Origin of the sequence: Streptomyces sp. HUAS TT7 (assembly GCF_051550175.1) — a bacterium.
Classification (GTDB): Bacteria; Actinomycetota; Actinomycetes; order Streptomycetales; family Streptomycetaceae; genus Streptomyces.
Map to the genome: position 1 here is coordinate 2,969,280 of NZ_CP196175.1, position 23,398 is coordinate 2,992,677.

Annotated in this window: 22 protein-coding genes and 1 riboswitch; of the genes, 9 read left to right on the forward strand and 13 right to left on the reverse strand. The window is 67.2% G+C overall.

What is annotated here, in order from left to right:
* Positions 1-2 precede the first annotated feature (2 nt).
* Entirely contained in the window at positions 3-1,001 is a 999-nt protein-coding gene (locus tag ACSHXC_RS13155) for a carbohydrate ABC transporter permease (protein WP_438291759.1), read from the reverse strand.
* Positions 1,002-1,076: 75 nt separating this feature from the next.
* Positions 1,077-2,357 (reverse strand): extracellular solute-binding protein, encoded by a 1,281-nt coding sequence (locus ACSHXC_RS13160; protein ID WP_438291760.1) that lies wholly within the window; start codon positions 2,355-2,357, stop codon positions 1,077-1,079.
* A gap of 480 nt (positions 2,358-2,837) precedes the next feature.
* On the opposite strand from ACSHXC_RS13160, the gene ACSHXC_RS13165 reads away from it, so the two are divergent.
* From ACSHXC_RS13165 to mctP, 3 genes are all read left to right on the forward strand, one after another.
* Positions 2,838-3,599 (forward strand): GntR family transcriptional regulator, encoded by a 762-nt coding sequence (locus tag ACSHXC_RS13165; RefSeq protein ID WP_053729863.1) that lies wholly within the window; start codon positions 2,838-2,840, stop codon positions 3,597-3,599.
* 130 nt (positions 3,600-3,729) lie between these two features.
* Complete coding sequence (locus ACSHXC_RS13170) at positions 3,730-4,005, forward strand: DUF3311 domain-containing protein (protein WP_438291761.1); 276 nt, start codon at positions 3,730-3,732, stop codon at positions 4,003-4,005.
* Entirely contained in the window at positions 4,002-5,621 is a 1,620-nt protein-coding gene (gene mctP, locus ACSHXC_RS13175; RefSeq protein WP_438291762.1) for a monocarboxylate uptake permease MctP, read from the forward strand. The genes ACSHXC_RS13170 and mctP overlap by 4 nt, the downstream gene beginning before the upstream one ends.
* A gap of 70 nt (positions 5,622-5,691) precedes the next feature.
* Here mctP and ACSHXC_RS13180 read toward each other — a convergent pair whose 3' ends face one another.
* Positions 5,692-6,276 (reverse strand): Uma2 family endonuclease, encoded by a 585-nt coding sequence (locus ACSHXC_RS13180; protein ID WP_438291763.1) that lies wholly within the window; start codon positions 6,274-6,276, stop codon positions 5,692-5,694.
* 136 nt (positions 6,277-6,412) lie between these two features.
* A riboswitch (cobalamin riboswitch) is annotated at positions 6,413-6,541 on the forward strand.
* Positions 6,542-6,667: 126 nt separating this feature from the next.
* Between ACSHXC_RS13180 and ACSHXC_RS13185 the strand changes: the two genes are divergently transcribed.
* Together ACSHXC_RS13185 and ACSHXC_RS13190 are read left to right on the forward strand one after the other, a co-directional pair.
* Positions 6,668-9,043, forward strand: a complete 2,376-nt coding sequence (locus tag ACSHXC_RS13185; RefSeq protein ID WP_438291765.1) for a ribonucleoside-diphosphate reductase subunit alpha — start codon at positions 6,668-6,670, stop codon at positions 9,041-9,043.
* Complete coding sequence (locus ACSHXC_RS13190; protein ID WP_438291767.1) at positions 9,043-10,059, forward strand: ribonucleotide-diphosphate reductase subunit beta; 1,017 nt, start codon at positions 9,043-9,045, stop codon at positions 10,057-10,059. Before ACSHXC_RS13185 ends, ACSHXC_RS13190 begins: the two co-directional genes overlap by 1 nt.
* Positions 10,060-10,180: 121 nt before the next feature.
* Here the strand turns inward: ACSHXC_RS13190 and def are convergent, their stop codons facing one another.
* From def to ACSHXC_RS13240, 10 genes are all read right to left on the reverse strand, one after another.
* Positions 10,181-10,813 carry a peptide deformylase gene (gene def, locus ACSHXC_RS13195; RefSeq protein WP_438291768.1) on the reverse strand — a complete coding sequence of 211 codons (633 nt, stop codon included), beginning with the start codon at positions 10,811-10,813 and terminating at the stop codon, positions 10,181-10,183.
* 58 nt (positions 10,814-10,871) lie between these two features.
* Positions 10,872-11,852, reverse strand: a complete 981-nt coding sequence (locus tag ACSHXC_RS13200; RefSeq protein WP_053729869.1) for a tetratricopeptide repeat protein — start codon at positions 11,850-11,852, stop codon at positions 10,872-10,874.
* A gap of 117 nt (positions 11,853-11,969) precedes the next feature.
* Positions 11,970-13,226: an HD-GYP domain-containing protein gene (locus tag ACSHXC_RS13205; protein WP_438291769.1), complete on the reverse strand. Its 1,257-nt coding sequence runs from the start codon at positions 13,224-13,226 to the stop codon at positions 11,970-11,972.
* A 1-nt stretch (position 13,227) separates the two neighbouring features.
* Positions 13,228-14,736 carry an HD-GYP domain-containing protein gene (locus ACSHXC_RS13210; protein ID WP_438296557.1) on the reverse strand — a complete coding sequence of 503 codons (1,509 nt, stop codon included), beginning with the start codon at positions 14,734-14,736 and terminating at the stop codon, positions 13,228-13,230.
* 265 nt (positions 14,737-15,001) lie between these two features.
* Positions 15,002-15,316: a mycothiol system anti-sigma-R factor gene (gene rsrA, locus ACSHXC_RS13215; RefSeq protein ID WP_386000891.1), complete on the reverse strand. Its 315-nt coding sequence runs from the start codon at positions 15,314-15,316 to the stop codon at positions 15,002-15,004.
* Positions 15,313-15,957, reverse strand: coding sequence for a sigma-70 family RNA polymerase sigma factor (locus tag ACSHXC_RS13220; protein ID WP_167157084.1), 645 nt, complete (start codon positions 15,955-15,957; stop codon positions 15,313-15,315). The genes rsrA and ACSHXC_RS13220 overlap by 4 nt, the downstream gene beginning before the upstream one ends.
* A gap of 246 nt (positions 15,958-16,203) precedes the next feature.
* A complete protein-coding gene (locus tag ACSHXC_RS13225) occupies positions 16,204-16,839 on the reverse strand; it encodes an alpha/beta hydrolase family protein (RefSeq protein WP_438291770.1) in 636 nt (211 codons plus the stop codon).
* A 77-nt stretch (positions 16,840-16,916) separates the two neighbouring features.
* Positions 16,917-17,771 carry an SOS response-associated peptidase gene (locus ACSHXC_RS13230; RefSeq protein ID WP_438291771.1) on the reverse strand — a complete coding sequence of 285 codons (855 nt, stop codon included), beginning with the start codon at positions 17,769-17,771 and terminating at the stop codon, positions 16,917-16,919.
* Positions 17,772-17,806: 35 nt separating this feature from the next.
* Entirely contained in the window at positions 17,807-18,973 is a 1,167-nt protein-coding gene (locus tag ACSHXC_RS13235; RefSeq protein WP_438291772.1) for a tyrosine-type recombinase/integrase, read from the reverse strand.
* Between the two features lie 6 nt (positions 18,974-18,979).
* Positions 18,980-19,573 (reverse strand): hypothetical protein, encoded by a 594-nt coding sequence (locus ACSHXC_RS13240; protein ID WP_438291773.1) that lies wholly within the window; start codon positions 19,571-19,573, stop codon positions 18,980-18,982.
* A gap of 124 nt (positions 19,574-19,697) precedes the next feature.
* Here ACSHXC_RS13240 and ACSHXC_RS13245 point away from each other — a divergent pair, with 124 nt between their 5' ends.
* From ACSHXC_RS13245 to ACSHXC_RS13260, 4 genes are all read left to right on the forward strand, one after another.
* A complete protein-coding gene (locus tag ACSHXC_RS13245; protein WP_438291774.1) occupies positions 19,698-19,868 on the forward strand; it encodes a helix-turn-helix domain-containing protein in 171 nt (56 codons plus the stop codon).
* 989 nt (positions 19,869-20,857) lie between these two features.
* Positions 20,858-21,028, forward strand: a complete 171-nt coding sequence (locus tag ACSHXC_RS13250; protein ID WP_438291776.1) for an HNH endonuclease — start codon at positions 20,858-20,860, stop codon at positions 21,026-21,028.
* Positions 21,029-21,528: 500 nt separating this feature from the next.
* Positions 21,529-21,906, forward strand: coding sequence for a P27 family phage terminase small subunit (locus ACSHXC_RS13255; RefSeq protein ID WP_438291778.1), 378 nt, complete (start codon positions 21,529-21,531; stop codon positions 21,904-21,906).
* Positions 21,907-22,380: 474 nt separating this feature from the next.
* Positions 22,381-23,343 carry a phage major capsid protein gene (locus ACSHXC_RS13260; RefSeq protein ID WP_438291779.1) on the forward strand — a complete coding sequence of 321 codons (963 nt, stop codon included), beginning with the start codon at positions 22,381-22,383 and terminating at the stop codon, positions 23,341-23,343.
* The last annotated feature ends 55 nt before the right edge of the window (positions 23,344-23,398 follow it).

Below are 23,398 nucleotides of genomic sequence, written 5' to 3' on the forward strand. Positions count from 1 at the left end.
CGTCACTCCACCTCTCCAATCTTCAGCATCTGCCGCATGTACACGGCGATCACGCCGAGCAGCAGGATCACGGTGAGCAGGGCGATCGCGGAGCCCTGGGAGTAGTCGTTGACCACGAAGGCCTTCTCGTACGAGTACGTGGTGAGCAGCTGGAACTCGGCCTCGGGGTGGCCGCCGCGCATCACGAAGACCTGCGGGAAGACGCCCATGTCCCAGATGACCGACAGCGTCGCGAGCATCACGATGACGGGCTTGAGGATTGGCATGGTGACGTGCCGGAACACGCCCCAGGAGCCGGCGCCGTCGAGCCGGGCGGCCTCTTCGAGCTCCTTGGGGACCTGGGTGAGGCCGGCGCTGAGGGTGATGACGACGAACGGCACCGCGCCCCAGACCACGAGCAGCATGATGACGGCGAGGCCCTGGGTGCCGTCGGCGAACCAGTTGTGGCCGTGCATCTCGACGCCGGGAATCTGGCTGAGCAGCCAGTTGAGGACACCGAAGTCGGAGTCGAACATCCACTTGAAGACGGTGATCGCGACGACGATGGGCATGCCCCAACTCGCCACCAGGGCAATGTTGATGAGCGTCTTGACCCAGCCCGAGACCCGCTGGAGCAGCAGGGCGATCAGCATGCCGATGACCATGGTCAGGACGACCGCGGTGGCGGCGAACAGGACGGTGCGGACGACGACGCGCCAGAACTCGGCGTCACCGAGGACGTTGGTGAAGTTGTCGAAGCCGACCGACTCGGCGGCCTTGAAGCCCCACAGCTGCGGCTGCCCGAACTTCTGGAAGGACAGGGTGACGAGCCGTACCAGCGGATAGCCGAGGACGAGCGCGAGGACGAGCAGACAGGGCGCGAGCAGTGCCCAGGGCACCGCCGCTCCCCCGCCCGTGCCGCGCTTCTTCCCCGGCTCGCCTGGTCGACCGGATCCAGCACCCGGTAGTGGGTCGCGCCGCGCCGGCGGCACCTTGGCGGTGGTTGTCTCTGCGGCACTCATCGCGCGCTCCTGGTAATCCCTCTCTGGAACTGGCCGGGCAGGGCCCCGTCGTGGTGACGGGGCCCTGCCCAAAGGTCACTTGGTGTTGATGACCTTGTCGATCGCGGCGTCCGCGTCCTTCGCGGCGGCCTCGACCGTCTGCTTGCCGGTGCCGATGTTCTGCAGCATGGTCTGCAGGACCTGGGCCTTCTCGACCTGGCCCCAGCCCGGCGCCATCGGGACGAACCAGCTGGACTCGGCCGCGGTGGCCGGGACGGCCGTCTTCGGGTCCGACTTCAGCGGTGCGAGGTCCGTCTTGTTGTTGGGCAGGTTCCCCTTGGCGATCAGGCCCTTCTGGCCCTGGGTGCCGGTGAGGGCGTTGATCCACTCGGCCGCCAGGCCCTGGGCCTTGGACTTGACCGGGATCGCGAGGTCCGAGCCGCCGAGGAAGACCGGCATGGCCTTGCCGGACGGGGCCGGCATGACGAAGCTCTCGATCTTGTCGGCGAGCTTGCCGACCTTGTCGTTCTCCGGCAGGGCGGCGTTGGCGCCCTCCCAGGCCGGGCTGAAGACGAGGCCGGACTTGCCCTGTCCGTAGACGATGGGACGGTCGGACTCGTCCTTCGTCTTGTCGCCCTTCATGTACTTGTCGACGACGTTCTTGAACTCGGTGAGGCCCTTGACGGACTCCGGCGAGGACAGGTTGGCCTTGAACTTGCCGCCGTCCTCCTTGGCGATGGAGCCGCCGGCGTCGTACACGAAGGACATCGCCGCGTACCAGTCGCGGGTGGGCTGGTACCAGGCGCTGAACTTGTCGCCCTGCTTCGCCTGGATCTTGTCCAGGTCGGCGGTCAGCTCGGTGTACGTCTTCGGGGTCGCGGTGATGCCCGAGTCGGCGGCTATGTCCTTGCGCCAGGTCGCCGTGCGGCCACCGGCGTAGTAGGGGACGCCGTAGGTCTTGCCGTCGTACGAGACGGAGGCCTTGAGGCCGTCCAGCCAGGCGGCGGAGTTGTCGAACTTCGACGGGTCGACCTCGGCGAACGCGCCCTTGATCGAGTAGGCCAGCATCTCGGTGTTGCCCATCTCGACCACGTCCGGCGCCTTGTCGGTGGCGAGGACGGCGTCGAGCTTGGCGTTCTTGTCCGGCCAGCCGTAGTACTCGTGGTTGATCTTCAGGCCGGGGTGCTTGGCGACGATCGCGTCGTCGGCCGCCTTGACCAGCTCGGGCCAGTTCTTCTGCGCGTCGACCGTCAGCCAGACGGTGAGCTCCTTGGCGTCGCCCCCCGCTGCGCCATCCTTCTTGTCACTGCCGCCGCACGCCGCGGCGCCGATCATGATGCCCGCGACGCCGATCGCCGCGATGAGCTTGCGCTTCACGCCACTCTCCTCAGGGATGACTGACCCCGTTACCTTCTTCGTGGCCCCGCCCACCGCGATGCCACATACGACGAGTACTGCCCGTGGGGCTGGGTTCTGGTCTTTAATGGTTTAGACCAGTACCGGGAGCTTGGCCTAGACCTTTAGGGGTGTCAAGGGTCGATAAGAACGCTGAGACCGTCCGTTATCGGACCGACACCTCGCCGCCCGGAACACCCCGCAACTCGGCCCGCATGGGCCCGATCCGGCCCGCGCCGGGCTGCCCGCGGCGGCCCTCCTGGGCTTTAATGGTTTAGACCAACTTGCACACTTCCCCGCACGTCCGCCGCGTGGCGGTGTATAAGAAGGGCTGTCGATCGCGTTACCGGACCGACACCCTGACGGAGGGCGACGACCCGTGACCGGTCCGTGCCACCATGTGAGCCGCGACAGACGGAGGAGCCGGTGACGGCAGCAGCGCAGCACTCGGGAAGGCAGGCCATGGCCGACGGGAGCGGGAGCGAGACAGAGGCGGGCGCCGGCGCCCGCACCGCTCGCGTGCCCAAGTACTACCGCCTCAAGCGTCACTTGCTGGAGATGACGGAGACCCTGCCGCCCGGCACGCCGGTGCCGCCCGAGCGCACCCTCGCCGCCGAGTTCGACACCTCCCGCACCACCGTGCGCCAGGCCCTCCAGGAACTGGTCGTCGAGGGCCGCCTGGAGCGCATCCAGGGCAAGGGCACGTTCGTCGCCAAGCCGAAGGTCTCCCAGCCGCTCCAACTCTCCTCGTACACCGAGGACATGCGCGCCCAGGGCCTGGAGCCGACCTCCCAGCTCCTCGACATCGGCTACGTCACCGCCGACGACACCCTCGCCGGGCTGCTCGACATCACCGCGGGCGGCCGCGTCCTGCGCATCGAGCGGCTGCGCCTGGCGAGCGGCGAGCCGATGGCCATCGAGACCACCCACCTGTCCGCCAAGCGCTTCCCGGCGCTGCGCCGCTCGCTGGTCAAGTACACCTCTCTCTACACCGCGCTCGCCGAGGTGTACGGGGTGCACCTCGCGGAGGCCGAGGAGACCATCGAGACATCGCTCGCCACCCCGCGCGAGGCCGGGCTGCTCGGCACCGATGTCGGCCTGCCGATGCTGATGCTGTCGCGGCACTCCCTGGACGGCCAGGGCGAACCGGTGGAGTGGGTGCGATCGGTGTACCGGGGCGACCGGTACAAGTTCGTGGCCCGCCTCAAGCGGCCGGCCGACTGAGCGCGCCCTCCCGGCCGTTGAGCCGTCCGGAATCCGGACGGGGGTTCCCTTGACCGAATCTCTCCCCTAGATTTCCTGCGCATTACAAGTGATCCAACGCACAGGTGATCGTGAGGGGACGGAGCCACCAATGCCGGATTCGACAGAAGTGAAGAGACCGGTGATCACGCCCTTGCGCGTGGTCATCGCGCTCTGCCTGATCGCGCCCTTCGTGGCGATGCTGTGGGTGAGCTCGTACGCCAAGACCGACCCGGTGCTCGGCGGCATCCCGTTCTTCTACTGGTACCAGATGCTCTGGGTGCTGATCTCGACCGCGCTCACGATGGTCGCGTACAAGCTGTGGCAGCACGACCAGCGCTCGCGCACCGCCTCCACGTCCGACAAGCAGGGGGGTGCGTCCAAGTGAAGGACGGCGTGAACGGCGTCGCGCTCGGCGTCTTCATCTTCTTCTTCCTGGCCGTCACGGTCATAGGCTTCATGGCCGCGCGCTGGCGCAAGGCCGAGAACGAGGCCAGCCTGGACGAATGGGGCCTGGGCGGGCGGTCGTTCGGCACCTGGGTCACCTGGTTCCTGCTCGGCGGCGACCTCTACACGGCCTATACGTTCGTGGCGGTCCCGGCGGCGATCTACGCGGCGGGCGCGGCGGGCTTCTTCGCCGTGCCGTACACGATCCTCGTGTACCCGCTGATCTTCACCTTCCTGCCGCGCCTGTGGTCGGTCTCGCACAAGCACGGCTACGTCACCACCTCGGACTTCGTGCGGGGCCGGTTCGGCTCCAAGGGCCTGTCCCTCGCGGTCGCGGTCACCGGCATCCTCGCGACGATGCCGTACATCGCGCTCCAACTGGTCGGCATCCAGGCCGTGTTGGACGTCATGGGCGTGGGCGGCGAGTCCGACAACTGGTTCGTCAAGGACCTGCCGCTGCTCATCGCGTTCGCGGTGCTCGCGGCGTACACGTACTCGTCCGGCCTGCGCGCGCCCGCGCTGATCGCATTCGTGAAGGACGGCCTGATCTACCTCGTCATCGCGGTGGCAATCATCTACATCCCGATCAAGCTGGGCGGCTTCGACGCGATCTTCAGCGCGGCGCAGCACAAGTTCGCGGGCCCGCCCGGCGGCAAGCCGACCGGCGCGATCGCGCCCGGCGAGTCGAGCCAGTGGACGTACGCGACGCTCGCGCTCGGCTCGGCGCTCGCGCTGTTCATGTACCCGCACTCGATCACCGCGACGCTGTCCTCGCGCAGCCGCAACGTGATCCGCCGCAACACCACGATCCTGCCGCTGTACTCGCTGATGCTGGGCCTGCTCGCGCTGCTCGGCTTCATGGCGATCGCGGCCGGGGTCAAGGTCAAGAACGGCCAGCTGGCGATCCCCCAGCTCTTCGAGGACATGTTCCCGGACTGGTTCGCGGGCGTCGCCTTCGCGGCGATCGGCATCGGCGCGCTGGTCCCGGCGGCGATCATGTCGATCGCGGCCGCGAACCTTTTCACCCGCAACATCTACAAGGACTTCCTCAAGCCGGACGCGACGCCCGCGCAGGAGGCCAAGGTCTCCAAGCTGGTCTCGCTGGTGGTGAAGGTCGGCGCGCTGGTCTTCGTCCTGACCATGGACAAGACGGTCGCCATCAACTTCCAGCTCCTGGGCGGCATCTGGATCCTGCAGACCTTCCCGGCCCTGGTCGGCGGCCTGTTCACCCGCTGGTTCCACCGCTGGGCGCTGCTCGCGGGCTGGGCGGTCGGCATGGTCTACGGCACCCTAGCCGCGTACGGAGTGGCCTCGCCCACCCAGAAGCACTTCGGCGGCTCCTCGAAGGAGATCCCGGGCATCGGCGAGATCGGCTACATCGGCCTCACCGCGTTCGTCCTGAACGTGGTGGTGACGGTGGTCCTCACCGTCGTCCTGCGCGCCCTGAAGGCCCCCGACGGCATCGACGAGACCTCCCCCGCCGACTACACGGCGGACGCCGGCGACCCGGGCGTGGCCACGGAACTCCCCCCGGCGACGGCGGGCTCGGCGCACTGAGTCTGCCCGTTGCTACGCGGAAGGGCCGCCACATCCAAGAGGGATGCGGCGGCCCTTTTGCGTGCGGTGCTCAGCGCACCCAGTCCTTGAGCTGCTCGGTCTGGAGGGTGATGCCCACGGGCTCGGGCAGCTCGATGTCCTTACCGAAGGGCACGGTGCGGATGCTCTCGTAACGCATGCCGTCAGGCTCGCTGCGGACGGTGACCTCGCAGCGCTCCCGGTCGATGAGGAGGTACACAGGGATTCCGGTCTCTGCGTAGGCGCGCGGCTTCTCGTTTCGATCACGCGCGTCCGTGTCGGCGTCGTACGAGGTGACCTCGACAACCATGAGGACGGGTGCCGGATCAGCCCACTCCCCCTGCCCCACAAACGCGTCGTCCGGAGCCATGGACGCGTCCGGGCGCGCGCGACCCGAACGGTATTCCTGAACTGCCAACCCCCGCTCGACGTGAAGCCACAGCTCAGGCCGATGCTGCATACAGATGCGAGCCAGCCACAGAACGATTCGGTCGTGGTCCCCGTCCGGCACGGCCTTGACCCCCAGCTTCCCGTCAATGAATTCAAGCCGCAGCCCCTCGATCTCGCGGGCACCTATGCGCGCGAGGGTCTCGAAGTCTTCGGTCTGCATCTGGGCCCGGTAAGTCATGACGACCATGCCTCACTCCCCTTCCTCGACGGTCTGTCATCGACGATAGCGGAGGCCGCTGACACTTGCCCGGCTTCCATCCGTTGCCCCCCCCTCACGAACACAACGACACAACATGTGGGGGGTGCCGCTGACAGCGCCCCCCACATGTATGCTCGTCCTCGCTGTCGCCGCAGGGGAATCCGGTTCGAATCCGGAACTGTCCCGCAACGGTATGACCTGTACGTCTTTGTGCCGGTCGAGTCCGAGGACCTGCCGATGGCGCGTCCGGGTCGACCGAACCGGATGCCAGACGTCCGGGCCTCGCGGTTGGGCCGGTGGACGACGCGCTCAGGGCTGCCCCGACGCGCGCCGACGCCTCCTCCGAAGGGCCCCGTGCCGAGCGAGGGAGTGCCCCCACGTGACCATCGCCCCTGCGGATCCCGCTTCAGCGATCACCGAAGAGTTGGCGGATGCCCCGGGGACCGCGCTGCTGCGGACCCTGACCGATCTCACCGCCGACCTCGCGGACACCGACCCCGGCCGGGTCGCCGCCGCCGCGCTGCGGGGCCGCAACGCCCGTTCCGACGAGGCCGAGCTGCGCGAGCTGGCCACCGAGGCGGCCGCGGGGCTCATCTCCGAGGACCCGGCGTACTCCCGCCTCGCCGCCCGGCTCCTGACCATCACCATCGCCGAAGAGGCCGCGACCCAGGGCGCGGTGTCGTTCTCCGCCTCGGTCGCGGTCGGCCACCGCGAGGGCCTGATCGCCGACCGCACCGCCGAGTTCGTCGACGCCCACACCGCCCGCCTCGACGCGCTGGTGGACGCGGCCCTCGCCGACGGCGCCGACGACCGCTTCGGCTACTTCGGCCTGCGCACCCTCTACTCCCGCTACCTGCTGCGCCACCCGATCACCCGCAAGGTCGTCGAGACCCCCCAGCACTTCATGCTGCGCGTGGCGTCCGGCCTCGCCGAGGACGAGTCGGTCCGCGCCCTGGACGAAGTGGCGTCCCTGTACGGCCTGATGAGCCGCCTGGACTACCTGCCGTCCTCCCCCACGCTCTTCAACTCCGGCACCCGGCACCCCCAGATGTCGTCCTGCTACCTGCTCGACTCGCCGCTGGACGAGCTCGACTCGATCTACGACCGCTACCACCAGGTCGCCCGGCTCTCGAAGCACGCCGGCGGCATCGGTCTCTCGTACTCCCGCATCCGCGGCCGCGGTTCGCTGATCCGGGGCACCAACGGCCACTCCAACGGCATCGTCCCGTTCCTCAAGACCCTCGACGCGTCGGTGGCCGCGGTCAACCAGGGCGGCCGGCGCAAGGGCGCGGCCGCGGTGTACCTGGAGACCTGGCACTCCGACATCGAGGAGTTCCTGGAGCTGCGCGACAACACCGGTGAGGACCAGCGCCGTACGCACAACCTGAACCTCGCGCACTGGATCCCCGACGAGTTCATGCGCCGGGTCGACGCCGACGCCCAGTGGTCGCTGTTCTCGCCCGCCGACGTGCCCGAGCTCGTCGACCTGTGGGGCGAGGAGTTCGACGCCGCCTACCGCAAGGCAGAGGCCGCCGGGCTCGCCCAGAAGACCATGCCGGCCCGGGACCTGTACGGCCGCATGATGCGCACCCTCGCGCAGACCGGCAACGGCTGGATGACGTTCAAGGACGCCTCCAACCGCACCGCCAACCAGACGGCCGAGCCGGGCCACACGGTCCACTCCTCCAACCTGTGCACCGAGATCCTGGAGGTGACGGACGACGGCGAGACGGCCGTCTGCAACCTCGGCTCGGTCAACCTCGGCGCGTTCGTCGTGGGCGACGGCATCGACTGGGAGCGTCTGGACGCGACCGTCCGCACCGCCGTGACCTTCCTCGACCGGGTCGTCGACATCAACTTCTACCCGACCGAGCAGGCCGGCCGCTCCAACGCCAAGTGGCGCCCGGTGGGCCTGGGCGCGATGGGTCTGCAGGACGTCTTCTTCAAGCTGCGCCTGCCCTTCGACTCCCCCGAGGCGAAGGCCCTCTCCACCCAGCTCTCCGAGCGGATCATGCTGACCGCGTACGAGGCCTCCACCGACCTCGCCGAGCGCAACGGCCCGCTGCCGGCCTGGGACAAGACCCGCACCGCGCGCGGCGTGCTGCACCCCGACCACTACGACGTCGAGCTGACCTGGCCGGAGCGCTGGGCGGCCCTGCGGGAACGTATCGCCAAGGTCGGCATGCGCAACTCGCTGCTCCTCGCGATCGCCCCGACCGCGACCATCGCGTCCATCGCCGGCGTGTACGAGTGCATCGAGCCGCAGGTCTCCAACCTCTTCAAGCGCGAGACGCTGAGCGGTGAATTCCTCCAGGTCAACGGCTACTTGGTGGAGGAGCTCAAGAAGCTCGGCGTATGGGACGCCCAGTCCCGCGAGGCGCTGCGCGAGGCGAGCGGCTCGGTGCAGGACTTCGGCTGGATCCCGGCCGAAGTGCGCGCGCTGTACCGCACGGCGTGGGAGATCCCGCAGCGCGGCCTCATCGACATGGCCGCCGCCCGCACCCCGTTCCTCGACCAGTCGCAGTCCCTGAACCTGTTCCTGGAGACGCCCACCATCGGCAAGCTGTCGTCGATGTACGCGTACGCCTGGAAGCAGGGCCTGAAGACGACGTACTACCTGCGCTCGCGCCCGGCGACGAAGATCGCCCGCGCCGCCCAGGCCACCCCCACCATCCCAGTCCAGCAGGCGGCCCCCGACGCCGACGCGATCGCCTGCTCGCTCGAAAACCCCGAGTCCTGCGAGGCCTGCCAGTAATGAGCAACACCGAACACAAGAACCTTCTCGACCCGGGCTTCGAGCTGACTCTTCGCCCCATGCGCTACCCGGACTTCTACGAGCGCTACCGGGACGCGATCAAGAACACCTGGACCGTCGAGGAGGTCGACCTCCACTCCGACGTCGCCGACCTCGCGAAGCTGACGCCGGGCGAGCAGCACATGATCGGCCGCCTCGTCGCGTTCTTCGCGACGGGTGACTCGATCGTCTCCAACAACCTGGTGCTCACCCTCTACAAGCACATCAACTCCCCTGAAGCGCGGCTCTACTTGAGCCGTCAGCTCTTCGAGGAGGCCGTGCACGTCCAGTTCTATCTGACGCTGCTCGACACCTACCTGCCCGACCCGGAGGACCGCGCGGCCGCGTTCGACGCGGTCGAGGAGATCCCCTCGATCCGCGAGAAGGCGCAGTTCTGCTTCAAGTGGATGGACTCGGTCGAGAAGATCGAGCGCCTGGAGACCAAGGCCGACCGCCGCCGTTTCCTGCTGAACCTGATCTGCTTCGCGGCGTGCATCGAGGGCCTGTTCTTCTACGGCGCCTTCGCGTACGTCTACTGGTTCCGCAGCCGAGGTCTGCTGCACGGCCTCGCGACCGGCACCAACTGGGTGTTCCGCGACGAGACCATGCACATGAACTTCGCCTTCGAGGTCGTGGACACCGTCCGCAAGGAAGAGCCGGACCTCTTCGACGACGAGCTGGAACAGCAGGTCACCGACATGCTGAAGGAGGCGGTCGCCGCCGAGCTCCAGTTCGGCCGCGACCTGTGCGGTGACGGCCTGCCGGGCATGAACACCGAGTCGATGCGCGAGTACCTGGAGTGCGTCGCCGACCAGCGCCTGACCCGGCTCGGCTTCCCGGCGGTGTACGGCTCGTCGAACCCGTTCTCCTTCATGGAGCTCCAGGGCGTCCAGGAGCTGACGAACTTCTTCGAGCGCCGCCCGTCCGCCTACCAGGTGGCGGTCGAGGGCTCGGTGGGCTTCGACGAGGACTTCTAGGTCCGCGTGCCCAAGGGGCGCCAGGAACTGCGCGACCAGCCACCACAGACGGTCCGCAGCCAAACTGTGAAAGGGGCCCCGCACCATGCAGGTGCGAGGCCCCTTTCACGTCCTGGCGGGATCAGTCGTTCGGGACGACCTCGTAGCGCGGGCTGTTCTCCGCCATCTGACGCAGCGCGTCCTTGCGGTCGCGCTTGGAGAGGCGGTCGATGTACAGGTACCCGTACAGGTGGTCCGTCTCGTGCTGGAGGCAGCGCGCGAAGTAGCCGGTGCCGCGCACCTTGACCGGGTTGCCCTCGGCGTCCTGGCCGGTGACCACCGCGTAGTCCGGGCGGGCGAGTTCGGCGTACGCGGTCGGCACGGACAGGCAGCCCTCGTTGGACTCGTCCAGGACGCGCAGCTCGGACGGCAGCTCTTCGAGGACCGGGTTGCAGACGACGCCGACGTGCCGGACGCCCTCGTCGTCCATGCAGTCGTAGACGAAGACCTTGAGGTCCACACCGATCTGGTTGGCGGCCAGGCCCACGCCCTCGGCCGCCTTCTGGCTGGCGAACATGTCGTCGATGAGCCCCGCCAGCTCGCCGTCGAACTCGGTGACGTCCTTGCACTCCTTGTGGAGCACGGGGTTGCCGACGACCGTGATCGGGCGGGCGGTGCCGCGCTCGCGGTAGGCCAGCTCGCGCGCCTCGCAGTCCTCCGTGTCCACGACGAACCCGTCGTTCTCGACCTGCTGGTCCGTCTCCTGCTGCGCCATGTCCGCCGTAAGCCTTCCTGAAAACCCGATTCCGATCCCATACAGCCTAAGGCCAGGGTCAGCAGACTTCTTCGAGATCCCGCCACTCCCGGCTGTCCGGGTTGTCGGCCACCCAGCCGTCCAGGAGGCCGCGGACCAGGCCGGCGGGGGCGGCGATGCCGCATTCGCGTTCCGGGACCCACAGGTCGCCGGAGGTGCGGTGGCCGAGCGGTCCCGGGTGGCCGGGCTCGCTGTGGTCGTGCGGGTCGAGGTGCTCGCCGTCGCCCTCGTCGCTGGGCATCTGGGACTCGGAGCAGGCCCGGCACAGCAGGCGTACGGAGGAGGACCAGTCCTCGGCGGCGAAGCCGGCGTCGGCCGCGAGCCGCTCCAGGGCGTCCCGGTCGGCCTCGGTGGCCGCCTCCAGGAGGACCACCCAGGTCGGCACGGGCGAGGGCGCCCACAGCTCGATCTCGTCGAAGACCGGGAAGGACGGGCCGGCGGCGGTGGTGCGCTCGCCGTGCGGGACGCCGTCGTGGAGCACGACCTCGCCCCAGCGCCGCCCCGAGGACGGCAGCGGGATGGACAGGACCTCCATGCGGGCCGGGTCGAGCCGGCGGCCCCAGACCACCTCGGCCTCGCCCTCGGGCGAGAGGCGCACGGCGGCGCTGCCCAGCTCCATGCCGACGGGCTCGCCGCTGCCGGTGGCCTCGCCCGGCACCTTCAGGCCGTACGCCTGCCAGGCCCGGCGGGCCAGCGGCCAGTCCTGCAGGGCCGTGGCCGCGATGCCTACGTTCCACCAGTCGGGGGCGCCGGTCTCCTTGTCGAGGAGGGCGACCGCGCGCAGCCCGGCGGCCCGCGCCTGCTCCCAGTCGTGCCGGAACTTGTGCAGGAGCGCCAGGTTGAACCAGGACTCGGACAGCCACGGTTCCAGGTCCGCGGCGCGCGTGAGCAGCGCCCCGGCGTCCTCGTACCGGCCGTCGCCGATCAGCGTGAACGCACGGTCCGTGGCCTGCCGCCACGAGGCGGAGGGCCGGTGCCGTCCCTTGCCGAAGATCCTCACGATTCCCGCCTGCCCAGACCGGCCCCGACTACCGGGTCGGTCTTACGGTCTCCCAGTTTTCTGGGTTCTTTTCGCATCCAACCATGCCCAGCCGGAAGGCCGCTCATTACTCCTGGGTTACCCAGGTGGCACCCGGGTCAGACAGCCCCGGGCCAGCACGCGTGCCAGGGATTCGACAACCTGGGGGTGGTAGTCACGGCCGGTGCCGAGACGCAGCTGTTCGAGTGCGCTCAGCGACCCTCCGGGGCCCGGGGAGCCCTCCGCGAGATCGTCGTAGGCGTTGACCGCGCGGACGATCCTGGCGGACAGCGGCTGCTCCCGGTACGGGTCGGCCTGCCGCTCCACGACGACCGCCACATCGGCGGGCACCCCGGTCTGGCGCACGACCGCGCCGCCGAGCAGCGCGATGCGGCGCTGCTCGGCGGCGGGCAGCGTGGCGGTGGCCCCGGCGGGGACCGGGTCGAGCAGGGACAGCAGCCCGATGTCGTGCATGAGCGCCGCGTACTCCAGGACGGTCAGCTCGCTCTCCGAGAGCCCCAGCTCGCGCCCGACGGCCCGGCTGAGCTCGGCGACCCGGCGGGCGTGGCCCGGCTGGGTGTAGCCGGCGATCTCGGTGGCGCGGGCCAGTGAGGTGATGGTCTGGCGGTACGTGGTGCGCACGGCCGCGTACCGCCGGAAGGCCAGCTGGGTGAGGAGCAGCGGCACACAGAACACGGGCAGCGCCCACAGCCCGGCGGCGGCGACCGCGAGGGCCATCACGGTGCCGGTGGCGCACACGGCGGACCCGATGCCGATGAGCCCGCGCAGCTCGTCACGCAGGAGCGGCCCGAAGGGGTACCGGGTACGCGCGTACAGCAGCAGGGCGGCGACCACCGCGTCGCACAGCGCGGTCAGCACGAGCAGCAACAGGAGAACGAGCGCGAAGTACGGTCCGTGCCCGAACCAGGCGTCGAGGTGCCCCGAGTTGTAGAGCGGCTGAAAACAGACGGCGGCGAAGGCCACGGTGAGCACCCGCCGGGCCGCCTGGTCCAGGCTCGGCCCGCGCCCGGCGGCCACATGCGGTACGGATCCGAGCAGGGCCGCGGCCACCACCACGGCGATCACCTGGAGCACTCCGTGCCGGGTGGCGTGCCCGGCGTTCTGCCCGAGCAGCGCGTAGGCCAGCGCCCCGGCCGAGGCGAGCGGCGCGGGGTCCCGCTCCCCGTCCCTGGCCCCCCACCGGGCCAGCTCCCCCACCGTGATGAGCGCGCCGAACGCGGCGGCGGTGCCGGGTTCGACGAGCCCGTCGTGCAGGGTCGCCCCGAGCGCCCAGGCGGTGAGCAGCCCGGCGAGGGCGTAGGCGGCGAGGACGGGGGCGGTGGGCCGGGCGGCCATGTCAGGCGCCTTGGGCGTTCGAGGGGCGGGGGTCGGGGAGGCCGGGTTCGGGGCGGGGGTGCGGCCCGGGTTCACCGACGTCCGTCAAGGGCGAGTTCCGGCCGGTCGCGGGCGGGGTGGGGAGCAGATCCGCGGCGGGCCCGCGGGCCGGGCCTGCGGGCGTCCCCACCCGTCTGGACGGCGGTACGTTTCCGCGCGCCCCGAAGGCCCCCGGCTCGTCCGCGGTGACCTCGACGTGCCATCCGTACCGGGACAGCGCCCGCACCAGGCCGCCGACCATCCGCGGGTCGAACTGCGCGCCCGCGCACCGCTCCAGCTCGGTGACGGCGGCGGCGACCGGTCTCGCCCGCCGGTAGGAGCGCGTGGACGTCATCGCGTCGAAGGCGTCGGCCACCGCGACCACCCGGGCCGCCTCGGGGATCTGGCCGCCCGCGAGCCCGTAGGGATAGCCGCTCCCGTCGAGCCGCTCGTGGTGGTGCAGGATCGCGGCGCGGGCCTCGCCGAGGAAGCCGATGCCGCGCACCATCTCGTGGCCGTACTCGGGGTGCAGCTCGATCACCGCCCGCTCCTCGGGGGTGAGCGGGCCGTCCTTGCGGAGCACCCGGGTCGGCACCCCGAGCTTGCCGACGTCGTGCAGGATTCCGGCGAACCGGATGACCTCCAACCGCCCTTCCTCCATGCCGAGTTCACGCGCGATCATCTCCGAGGCCCGGCCGACCCTCTCGCTGTGGCCGCGCGTGTACTTGTCCTTGATGTCGACGGCCTGGACGAGGGCGCGGATGGTGGCCTGGTGGGCGGCGCGCTCGCGGTGGTACTGGGCGAAGACCCAGCACGAGATGTACATGGGCAGCAGCACGAACAGCGCCGCGGGCGGCCCGAACCGGCTCCGCCACAGCACGGCCATCATCAGCCCCGCGAGACCGTGCACACAGTGCGGGGCGAGCGAGCGCAGCAGGAGCCCGCGCCAGGCGGTGCGGGGCGGGCGCCGTTCGGCGGTGGCCAGGATGAGCCCGTCGAGCGCGGTCAGGACCAGGCAGAAGACCAGGGCGGCGACTCCGGCCGGCAGCAGCGCGTACGGGAAGTCGGGGGCGGTGGCGGCGCCGCGCCCGCCCAGCGCCTCGCGCCCGCGGAGCAGCACATGGGCGCCGGCCGCAGCCGACGCCGCGATCGCGAGCTGAGCGGCCCGCCAGATCCGCCGCACCCGGCGCGGCTCCTCCTCGACGTACGCGATGAGCGCGCCCGGCACCGCGACGAGGCCGGCGGCGGCCGGCGGAAGCAGGAAGGCGGCGGCGAGCAGCACCGGGAAGAAGGAGCCGGAGGCGATGGGCACGCTCACCCGGCCCGCGAGCACCGGGCAGCGCGGCGGCCATTCGCACAGCGCGTACAGGCCCGCGAGGAGCGCCACGGCCGCCCAGGGCACGCCCTGGCGCAGTACGGGCAGCGCGCATGCGCCCGCGCCCACGACGGCGCCCACGACGGCGATGCGCGCCCCGGCCGGAATGTCCCGCAGCCCCCTCGGCTCCGCCATGGCCCCCACCTCCCCATCCGCCCGGGCAGCCCGTTGCGTACAGCTTGGCGAGAATAGGCCTGCGTGCGGTGACGGTGGGGCGCATGGTCGGAATAGGGCGTTTCGAGCCACCCGGATTAGCACCTTCGGGTGACGCCGGGCGCCCCCATGGGCGGGGAGACACAGCAGAGCGGCCACGACGTGTGGTCGTAGCCGCTCTCAACTGCCCTGCCGCGGGCGGCAGTTCACATCTCTAGATCATCCGGGGTCACTCGGACCGCAGCGTCGGCATCTCCCCGGTGACGACGTCCTGTTCGGGCACCGCCTGGCCGGAGCGGATCAGGTCGATACGGCCCATCACCTTGGAGCGCAGGTCGCTCGGCACGTCGTCCGAGCCGCAGCAGCGCTTCACCAGCTTCTTCACGGCCTGCTCAAGGCCGTACTTCTCCAGGCACGGCGAGCACTCCTCGAAGTGCACCTCGAACTTGTTGCAGTCCGTGGGGGGCATCTCGTGGTCGAGGAACTCATAGAGATGGTCCAGGACCTCAGAGCAGTCCGTCTCGTGCGGCTCTCCGCAGCTCATGAGCCCGAGCCTTTCGCTTCGTCCGACTCGCCGGCGCCGGCCGGGACGAGTCCGCGGTCACGGGCGTAGTCCTCCAGCATTCCGCGCAGTTGGCGGCGGCCCCGGTGCAGCCGGGACATCACTGTACCGATGGGTGTACCCATGATGTCCGCGATCTCCTTGTACGCAAAGCCCTCTACGTCCGCGAGATACACGGCGATGCGGAACTCTTCCGGAATGGCCTGCAGGGCTGCCTTCACATCCGAATCGGGCAGGTGGTCCAGCGCCTGCGACTCGGCGGAGCGCAGACCCGTGGACATGTGCGACTCGGCACGAGCGAGCTGCCAGTCCTCGATCTCCTCGGCGGCGCTGCGCTGGGGTTCGCGCTGCTTCTTCCGGTAGGAATTGATGAAGGTGTTGGTGAGAATCCGGTAGAGCCAAGCCTTCAGGTTGGTGCCCTCGCGGAACTGGTGGAAGGACCCGTACGCCTTGGCGTACGTCTCCTGGACCAGGTCTTCCGCATCGGCGGGATTGCGCGTCATGCGCAATGCGGCCGAGTACATCTGGTCGAGGTAGCCGAGGGCATCCCGCTCGAAGCGCGCATTGCGCTCGGCGGTGGTCTCTTCCACGTGGCCGTCGTCGGTCCCTGTGACCGGACCCACCTCCTCGAACGGTGTGCTGAGCCCGAATGCGGACCCACTCGAATCGGAGGATAGACGACGATCCGCTCCGCCCGCCGCTCGAATAGGAGCGGTCCTGGCCGCGGAAAGCACCGTCCACTCCAGGTCAGAGGCGGCCTTGCGGCTCGGGCAGATGGTCGAACCCATGCGACGGACTCCCTCTCCACAGCTGGTCTGCGTATCCCTTACGTGGCCATAACAGTGGGCCCGCATTCCGCATTCCCGGCGTCAGGCCATCAGGGCGCCGAGCCAGGTGCCGACCGCCGCGGTGATCACGTCCAGTGCCTCCTGCTGGGTGAGGGAGGCCCGCTTGGGCACCGCGAACCCATGGTCGCCGAACGGCACTTCCACGAGCTCGTACGCCCCTTCGGGGAACTCGGCGGGCTTCCCGAAGGGGTCGTTCCCGCCCTGCACCACCAGGGTGGGCACGCCCGCCCCGAGCAGCTCCGCCGCCCTCGACTTCTCCGGCTTGCCCGGCGGGTGCAGCGGGAAGCTCAGGGCGAGGGCTCCGGCCGCGCCGAGTTCCGCCGCCGTGCGGCAGGCGACCCGGGCCCCTGCGCTGCGGCCGCCCGCGACGACGGGCAGCCCCTTCTTCGCCACGGCCGGCCACAGGTCACGCCATCCCGTGTCCAGTGTCTTCGGCGCCGGGGCCACCTTCTTGCCGGCCACCCGCCAGGGCTGCTCCACCAGGGCCACGCTCACCCCGAGCGGCGGCAGAGCCCCGGCCAGCGCCTGGAGGTCCCGGGCCTCGATCCCGCCACCCGCCCCATGACTCACGGCCAGCACGAGCCGGGCCTTCTTGGCGGCGTGCCAGGCGATACGCGCCTCACCGGCACCGGTCTGGATGATCTCGCTGGTACTCACGGGGCCATCCTGCCGCCGGGCCGGACGGGGACGGCGTACGACATGGGCGAGCTCACACAGAGCTCACACAGGGCGGGTCAGAACAGCGTGCCCTCCTCGGGCCCCTCCAGCTCCGTCAGAAGCTCCGGCCCGTTGTTGCGTACGTTGCTCACGGCCGTCGAGACGGGATACGCCCGCATCAGCCCGCCTGGGGGCGGCGCAAGCAAATCCCTCAGCGACCCGATGTCCGTGTGGGCCGGGTCGAGCCAGGCGCCCCACCGGTCCGGCATGAGCATCAGCGGCATCCGGGGATGGATGTCCGCGAGCGAGCCAGGGCCCTCCGCCGGAGCCACGCCCAGCGGGCCCGTCTCGGCCTCGGTGGTGACCACCGAGCAGGTCACCCACCAGGCCGAGGGGTGGTCGTCGGGCAGCGTGCGGTCGCGCCAGAACTCGTACAGACCGGCCATCGCGAAGACCGAGCCGTCCGCCGGGGTCACGAAGTACGGCTGCTTGCGCGGACGCTTCTTCTTGCCCTCGACCTCCAGCTCGCGCTCCCCGGCGCCGGTGACCCATTCGTAGTAGCCGTCGGCCGGAATGATGCAGCGGCGGGAGGCGAAGGCCTTCTTGAAGGAGGGCTTCTCGTGGATGGTCTCGGCGCGCGCGTTGATCATCCGGGCCGCGCCCTCGGGCGATTTCGCCCAGGAGGGGACGAGTCCCCACTTCAGCTTGCGCAGCTGACGAACCGGACGTGGGGAGTCGGCGTCTTTAAGAGGGCGCTCCAGGACGACGTAGACCTCTTTGGTCGGCGCCACGTTCCAGTCGGGCTCCAGAGCCTCGGCCGGATCCCACCCCCAAGCTCTCGACTCCGCTCGACCAGGGGGGACCCCCATCTCTATTTCAAAGATTCCTGCGAGATCCTCGGGCCTGCGACTCGCTGCATACCTACCGCACATGTTCAGCCTCCCCTCTGAGCTGCACAAACGCTAGATCATGCAGCCGTATCCAGCACCAAACCAGCACGGTGCTGGGTAATCGCAACATCCATCACCTTCACGGCCCGGCCCGTACTGTCCGGCGTGAGGTGTCCGTACGTGTCTGCGGTCTCGTTGATGCTCTTGTGACCGAGCCACCTGGACACGTCCAAGAGTGGCAGACCATTGCTGAGCGCCGTCGAGGCGAACCAGTGCCGGAGGTCGTGAGGCGACCACTCGAACCCAAGCAGCTTGGTCACCTTCTTGAAGTGGGTGGCGTAGTCCGAGGCGGCCACCAGAGTGCCTGTCAGGGTCTTGAAGAGAGCCCCGTCGGGTCCAGTGCCATACGCGGCCACGTGAGCCCGCACAGCGTCTCGAAGGTTGGTCGGCAGAGGGATCTTCCGCCAGTCGCCCACTCGTCGGTGCTTCAGCGGACCTATCACCGGGCCCTGACCAGCCTTACCCCTGGTGATCTGACGACTGACCCGTACGTGGTCCTCCTGAAAGTCCCCGATCCGAAGCCCCAACATCTCCCCCGTGCGGAGGCCCAGGCCTGCCATGAGCCAGATGGACAGCGCCCACTCGGGGCGGAACTCGTCGGCCATGTCCTGTATCTGCTGGCCGGTCGGGAGCTGGGTCTCATCCACTGCCTTGTTCGGCAGCTTCGGTAGCTTGGCCCCGATGAACGGATTACGACCAATGTCACCGTTCACCACAGCCGCCTTGCAGACCGACCGTAAAGGCGTCAGGTAGGCATCCGCAGAGTTGGCGGAGAGCCCAGCCGTAGTCATGTCGCGGCCCAACTGCTCGATGTCGTCCGTACGGATCGCGGACAGCAGACGACTGCCAAGAGCGGGGTAGATGTGAAGCCGGAAAGCCCGCTCGTACGTGCCCTCTGTGTTGGTCGCCATGTGCTGGCGACCTATCCACTTCTCTGCGTACACCTTCAAAGGAACGGCACCACGCTTGGGGTCGATATAGGTTCCTTCTCGCTTGTCGTTCTCCATCTTTACGCCATGGTCGACAGCTTCCGTCTTGGTGGGGAAGCTCTTCTCGCGCTGCCTTCCGGACCGGCCGCCAGGCTCGCGGTACCGAACCGTCCACGGGTGCTTGCAGCGTGTAGAAGCACACGGGTACGCCTTGTTCTTCTCATCGGTCTTGCACTTCTGAAACGTTGTTGCCACGGAGCGTTACTTACCTTCCCTGTCGTCCTCTTCCATGAGTTGACGAATGATGGCCTGAGCCGCCGCACTGGCCTTGTCACCTTCCAGCAATCCCAACTTGCGAGCGCGTCTGACGCGCTCTGAGATCGTGGTCCGCCCCACACCAAGGCGCTCGGAAATAACCATGATTGGGTTGCGATTTCCAACGGATGCAAGCCGCGCAAACTCGGCCGCCACGAGAGCGTAATCCAGCTCTGTACGGCATGACGCGGGTACGGGGTAGGGCTGTTCACCCATTCCGAAGTACTCGCGCGCATTCGGCATCAGGCTTCGAGCCACGCGCTTCAGTTCCCGCAAAGGGAACGCCCGTAGAACTTCTACGGGTAGGCCGCCATCGGCGCTGGCGCCCACATCATCGGGACCGCCAACGAACTCCACGTGCGCCGCACTCGGCCCGTCCCACGAGGCCTTCAGTTCACACACAAGCCGCTGACGCCACCCGTCAACTACCCGCTCCCACACCAGGGCCAGCCGAGGGCAGTTGGCGTCATGGACGTGAGCAGGCAACTCGGATTTGCACGACAAGCGCCAGCCGCCGGGAAGCTCAAGTTCCTTCGTCATGACCAGACACTAACACACACTGTCGCTGGTTGCAGTCAGAGACAGCGGATGCTTGACTGGTGTCCGCTGTACAGGCCAACCGACGCGGCAGCAGCGCTTACCACCGACGACAGGAGCTCCGAGCTTGACCAACAGGAAGATGATGACCATTGACGATGTGGCGGATTATTTGACGAAGCCTAAGCATTGGGTATACGACAACCACTCGCGGTTGAATATGCCGTTTAAGAAGATTGGGCAGGCACTAAGGATTCGTCCTGCCGACCTTGATAAGTGGGTGGACGCTCAGCAGTAGAACCACCAACGAACTTGCCGCAATTCGATGAGGAGGAATCTTGGCAAACAAGGGAACTGTAAGCGAGTCACCCAAACCGGAGGAGACTTACCGCCTTATCCACGACACCAATCTGTATCGCAAGATACTGGGATTGCACGGAGAGAATCTGACTTCAGGCGAGGCACTGGCGTGCCACGCTTACGCCGATCGCGCCACATGGCGCACCGATGGCAGTAAAGGTGAGATAGGCGGTTACGGCTACGGAATGACCAATAGGATTCTGGCCGTCGAGTTGAAGTCGGCAAAGGCAGACACAGCAAAGAAGTACCGCCGTGGGGCGGCTCACAAGGGCTGGCTTGTCGCAGCAGACGAAGAACACGGGACAGTCCGACCCTATTATCTCGCAGTTCCCGAATCAGCGTGGCAATCATTCGTCAAATGTGACGGCAGTGACGGGCACGGAAGATGCACCGACGCCAAGAAGGACGACAAGGAAGGTCCGTACACCGAAATGGTGGGGCTACCCACCTTCCCTAGAACGGGTGCCGGGGTACCCGCCATGGGGAGATGGGGTACCCGTCGATCGGGTAGAGGGGTACCCACAGATCAGGTACCGTACTCTGTAGTCCTACTCTTTAGGCGTACCCTTCAGGGGTACGCTACTAAATATATCTATAACAGCAATAGAGACTGGAGCCCCAGCAATGGGGCTCTACTCATACCCTGAACTCATTGATGCAGTAGCTACGCCGTTCCGGCATTACTGCCTCACGGATACAGCCATTGATGCGATACGGCCCCGAAGCATCGGGGCCTAGTGAAAGGAAGTCACAACACTGCCAATACAGCTATGCGCCGAATGTAAGCGGCGCACTACTAACTATCGCTGTGATCAATGCGCCGAGCAACGGCGCAAGGTTAAGAACGGGGTACGGCGTCTCTACGCCGATACCAGTAAACAAACTAAGGGCAGTAGTGCCAGCCGTGGCTACGGTCACGACTGGCGTATGAACAGGGCTAAAGCTATTGCCGCTAATCCCCAGTGCTCCCGGTGTGGGAGTACCCGGGATCTCACTGGAGATCACATCATTCCGTTGAGCAAGGGGGGAACATCCGCCCTCTCAAACATCGCCGTGCTTTGCCGTCGCTGCAACAGCTCAAAGGGCAATAGGGCATAGCTGCCCCTGAGGGCAGCCCTATCGGGCTGGCAGGCACACGCCTGCCCTTTGCTGCCCCGTACTGCTGATGGCCGCTCACGCTGGCGCTCACAGCCTCACGCATGCTGTCTGCCGCTTGCCTTCCGGTCATCAGCGGTACTGGCCTGCCTGCCCTCGCGTGCTCGCGTCCCTCACTCGCGCTGTGCGCGCTTACGAGCTCTTTGCTCACCCATCAGGCAGGGCCGTATTTCTATTCCGTCAGGAGGCCGATTACGGCCGCCCTTGGCTGCCTTCCTGCCCTGACGGGCGGCAGCCCATCCAGTCCGTAGGGAGGTTCAAAGTCTGGCCTTATTCCCTTGACCCTCCGCCCTTATCGCGGGCTGAATTTCAACAGTGTTTTACCGATAAATGTCAGTAGCCCCCACCGGCTTCCGATGGGGGCGTTTCTTAGGAGGATTGCTACGTCTCGACGCGACCTGTATTCGGTGCGGAGTTTGGAGGGTTCCTATCAGGGTCACCCTATGGCGCCTTGTGTGGCCCCGGAGATTCCGGAGGGCCTTAGTCCTTTGGCTGCGGAGTTTTGGGGCCGCTATGCGGAGCCTGTGGCTTCCGCAGGCCGCCTGTCGGCGGTCGATGTTCCGTCCTTTGTGATCCTAGCGGAGATGTGGGCTGTGATCCAGTCTTCTCTAGCAGATATCCGGAAGCGGGGAACGGTGGTGTCCGGGGCCCGGAACGGTGAGCCGGTATCCAACCATTATTGGCGAGCTCTACGGGACGCAGAGGCGGCCTACAGCCGTCTCGCGCGGCAGTTTGGCATGACTCCGGAGTCCCGAGCTCGAAATAACTGGGGCGAGAGGGAAGAGGGAACACCGACGCTGGCAGACATCATGAACGGTTAACAGTGTGATGCATTTCATACGCGCCCGAAGATAGGGCGAATGGCCAATCGGACACCTATCTATAAGTGAGGAAGTGTCTTGCTTGGTCTGAATGCTGGAACCCCAGGGGCTGAACGCCCTTGGGGTTCCTTTATTTACCTCAAACCATTTTCTAAAAGAGAGGTGGTGAATCGTGACCACAGCCATGGTCGAACTCCAATGTCAGCGCCCGCAGTGCGGACAGTTCTTCCTTAAGCCCCGAAGTCGGGGTCAGTACCCGCGTTACTGCGGGGATGGATGCCGCCTGGAGGCTCGCCGTCAAAGGCAGCGTGAGCGGTACTGGCGAACTGGAACCAACCCGAAGGTCATGTTTATTGACATGGAACCGGACGCTCCCTTACCGAGAGCACTCTATGACTATTGACGCTAACTGAATACTGCTATTGAGCCGCCGGCCGGACGGCTCATTTTTTATCCCTAGGAAGGACATAAAGCATGGCCGAGACTAACAATATTGAGAAGACTGAGAATGACACTGCGGAGGCTGACCAGGTGGCATCCGTTAAGGCTGCCTCGGGTGCGATGCCGTCGAATGCACCGGGCGACGGCGGGCTTAGCCGCGCCCTGAATGAGGGGGCTACTGGTAAGGGCGCTGAGCTTGTTGGTGCCGAGATTTACGGCACTGTCCTGGAGAAGCTGAAGGCTAAGAGTGTCTTTATGAATGCGCTTCCGGCCGAGAATAATAAGCCGATGAAGTCGGGTGTACTGAATGTGCCGGTGTGGGGCGACGGCGAGTTTGGCGACTGGTACAACGAGGGTGAGCTTATCGCCTCGGAAGAGTCCGGCCTTTCTACCCTGGAACTTAAGGCTAAGAAGCTGGGTAGCCGCGTGGGCTATACACAGGAAGTCTCCGAGGATTCCTCGGTAGATGTCCAGGCAGAGGTTACCAACAAGGTGATTAAGGATCTGTCCCGCAAGCTGGATAAGGCGTTCCTTAACGGTGACGGTGATATTAAGACCCCCAAGGGAATCTTTAAGCTTGCCACCCCGGCACCTATCACATCCGCTGTCACCATTGAGGATATCCGCACTGGCATCTTCGACATGATTGCAGACGACGGTAACCCGTCTGCCCTGTTCATTGCCCCGGACGTGTTCAAGGCTATTTCCGGGGAGAAGGATGAGCAGAAGCGGTACATCATCGACCCGACCGCTCAGGGCCCGATGGCTGGCTCCCTGTTTGGTGTGCCTCTCTACGTTTCCTCTCATGTACCTGCTAAGCAGGTCGGCATTATTGACATGTCAGCTGTAAATGTGGGGCTGCGGCGTGACCTGTCGATTGTTATCGACCCGTGGACCGACCGAGCCAAGGAGATTACGACCGTCCACGTGTCCGGCCGTTTCGCAGGTGTCGCCATCACGGACACTAAGGCCGTCAAGGTCATTGCCGGTAAGTAAGCCCAAGGGCCGCCCCCCTGAGCGGGGCGGCCCTTTCCTTCTGAGAGGAGGTGTT

Coding starts and splice junctions, on each gene's coding strand:
- ACSHXC_RS13155 (WP_438291759.1), bottom strand. CDS start 1,001: ATGAGTGCCGCAGAGACAACCACCGCCAAGGTGCCGCCGGCGCGGCGC.
- ACSHXC_RS13165 (WP_053729863.1), top strand. CDS start 2,838: ATGGCCGACGGGAGCGGGAGCGAGACAGAGGCGGGCGCCGGCGCCCGC.
- ACSHXC_RS13170 (WP_438291761.1), top strand. CDS start 3,730: ATGCCGGATTCGACAGAAGTGAAGAGACCGGTGATCACGCCCTTGCGC.
- ACSHXC_RS13180 (WP_438291763.1), bottom strand. CDS start 6,276: ATGGTCGTCATGACTTACCGGGCCCAGATGCAGACCGAAGACTTCGAG.
- ACSHXC_RS13190 (WP_438291767.1), top strand. CDS start 9,043: ATGAGCAACACCGAACACAAGAACCTTCTCGACCCGGGCTTCGAGCTG.
- def (WP_438291768.1), bottom strand. CDS start 10,813: ATGGCGCAGCAGGAGACGGACCAGCAGGTCGAGAACGACGGGTTCGTC.
- ACSHXC_RS13205 (WP_438291769.1), bottom strand. CDS start 13,226: ATGGCCGCCCGGCCCACCGCCCCCGTCCTCGCCGCCTACGCCCTCGCC.
- rsrA (WP_386000891.1), bottom strand. CDS start 15,316: ATGAGCTGCGGAGAGCCGCACGAGACGGACTGCTCTGAGGTCCTGGAC.
- ACSHXC_RS13230 (WP_438291771.1), bottom strand. CDS start 17,771: ATGTGCGGTAGGTATGCAGCGAGTCGCAGGCCCGAGGATCTCGCAGGA.
- ACSHXC_RS13240 (WP_438291773.1), bottom strand. CDS start 19,573: ATGACGAAGGAACTTGAGCTTCCCGGCGGCTGGCGCTTGTCGTGCAAA.
- ACSHXC_RS13250 (WP_438291776.1), top strand. CDS start 20,858: ATGAACAGGGCTAAAGCTATTGCCGCTAATCCCCAGTGCTCCCGGTGT.
- ACSHXC_RS13255 (WP_438291778.1), top strand. CDS start 21,529: ATGGCGCCTTGTGTGGCCCCGGAGATTCCGGAGGGCCTTAGTCCTTTG.
- ACSHXC_RS13260 (WP_438291779.1), top strand. CDS start 22,381: ATGGCCGAGACTAACAATATTGAGAAGACTGAGAATGACACTGCGGAG.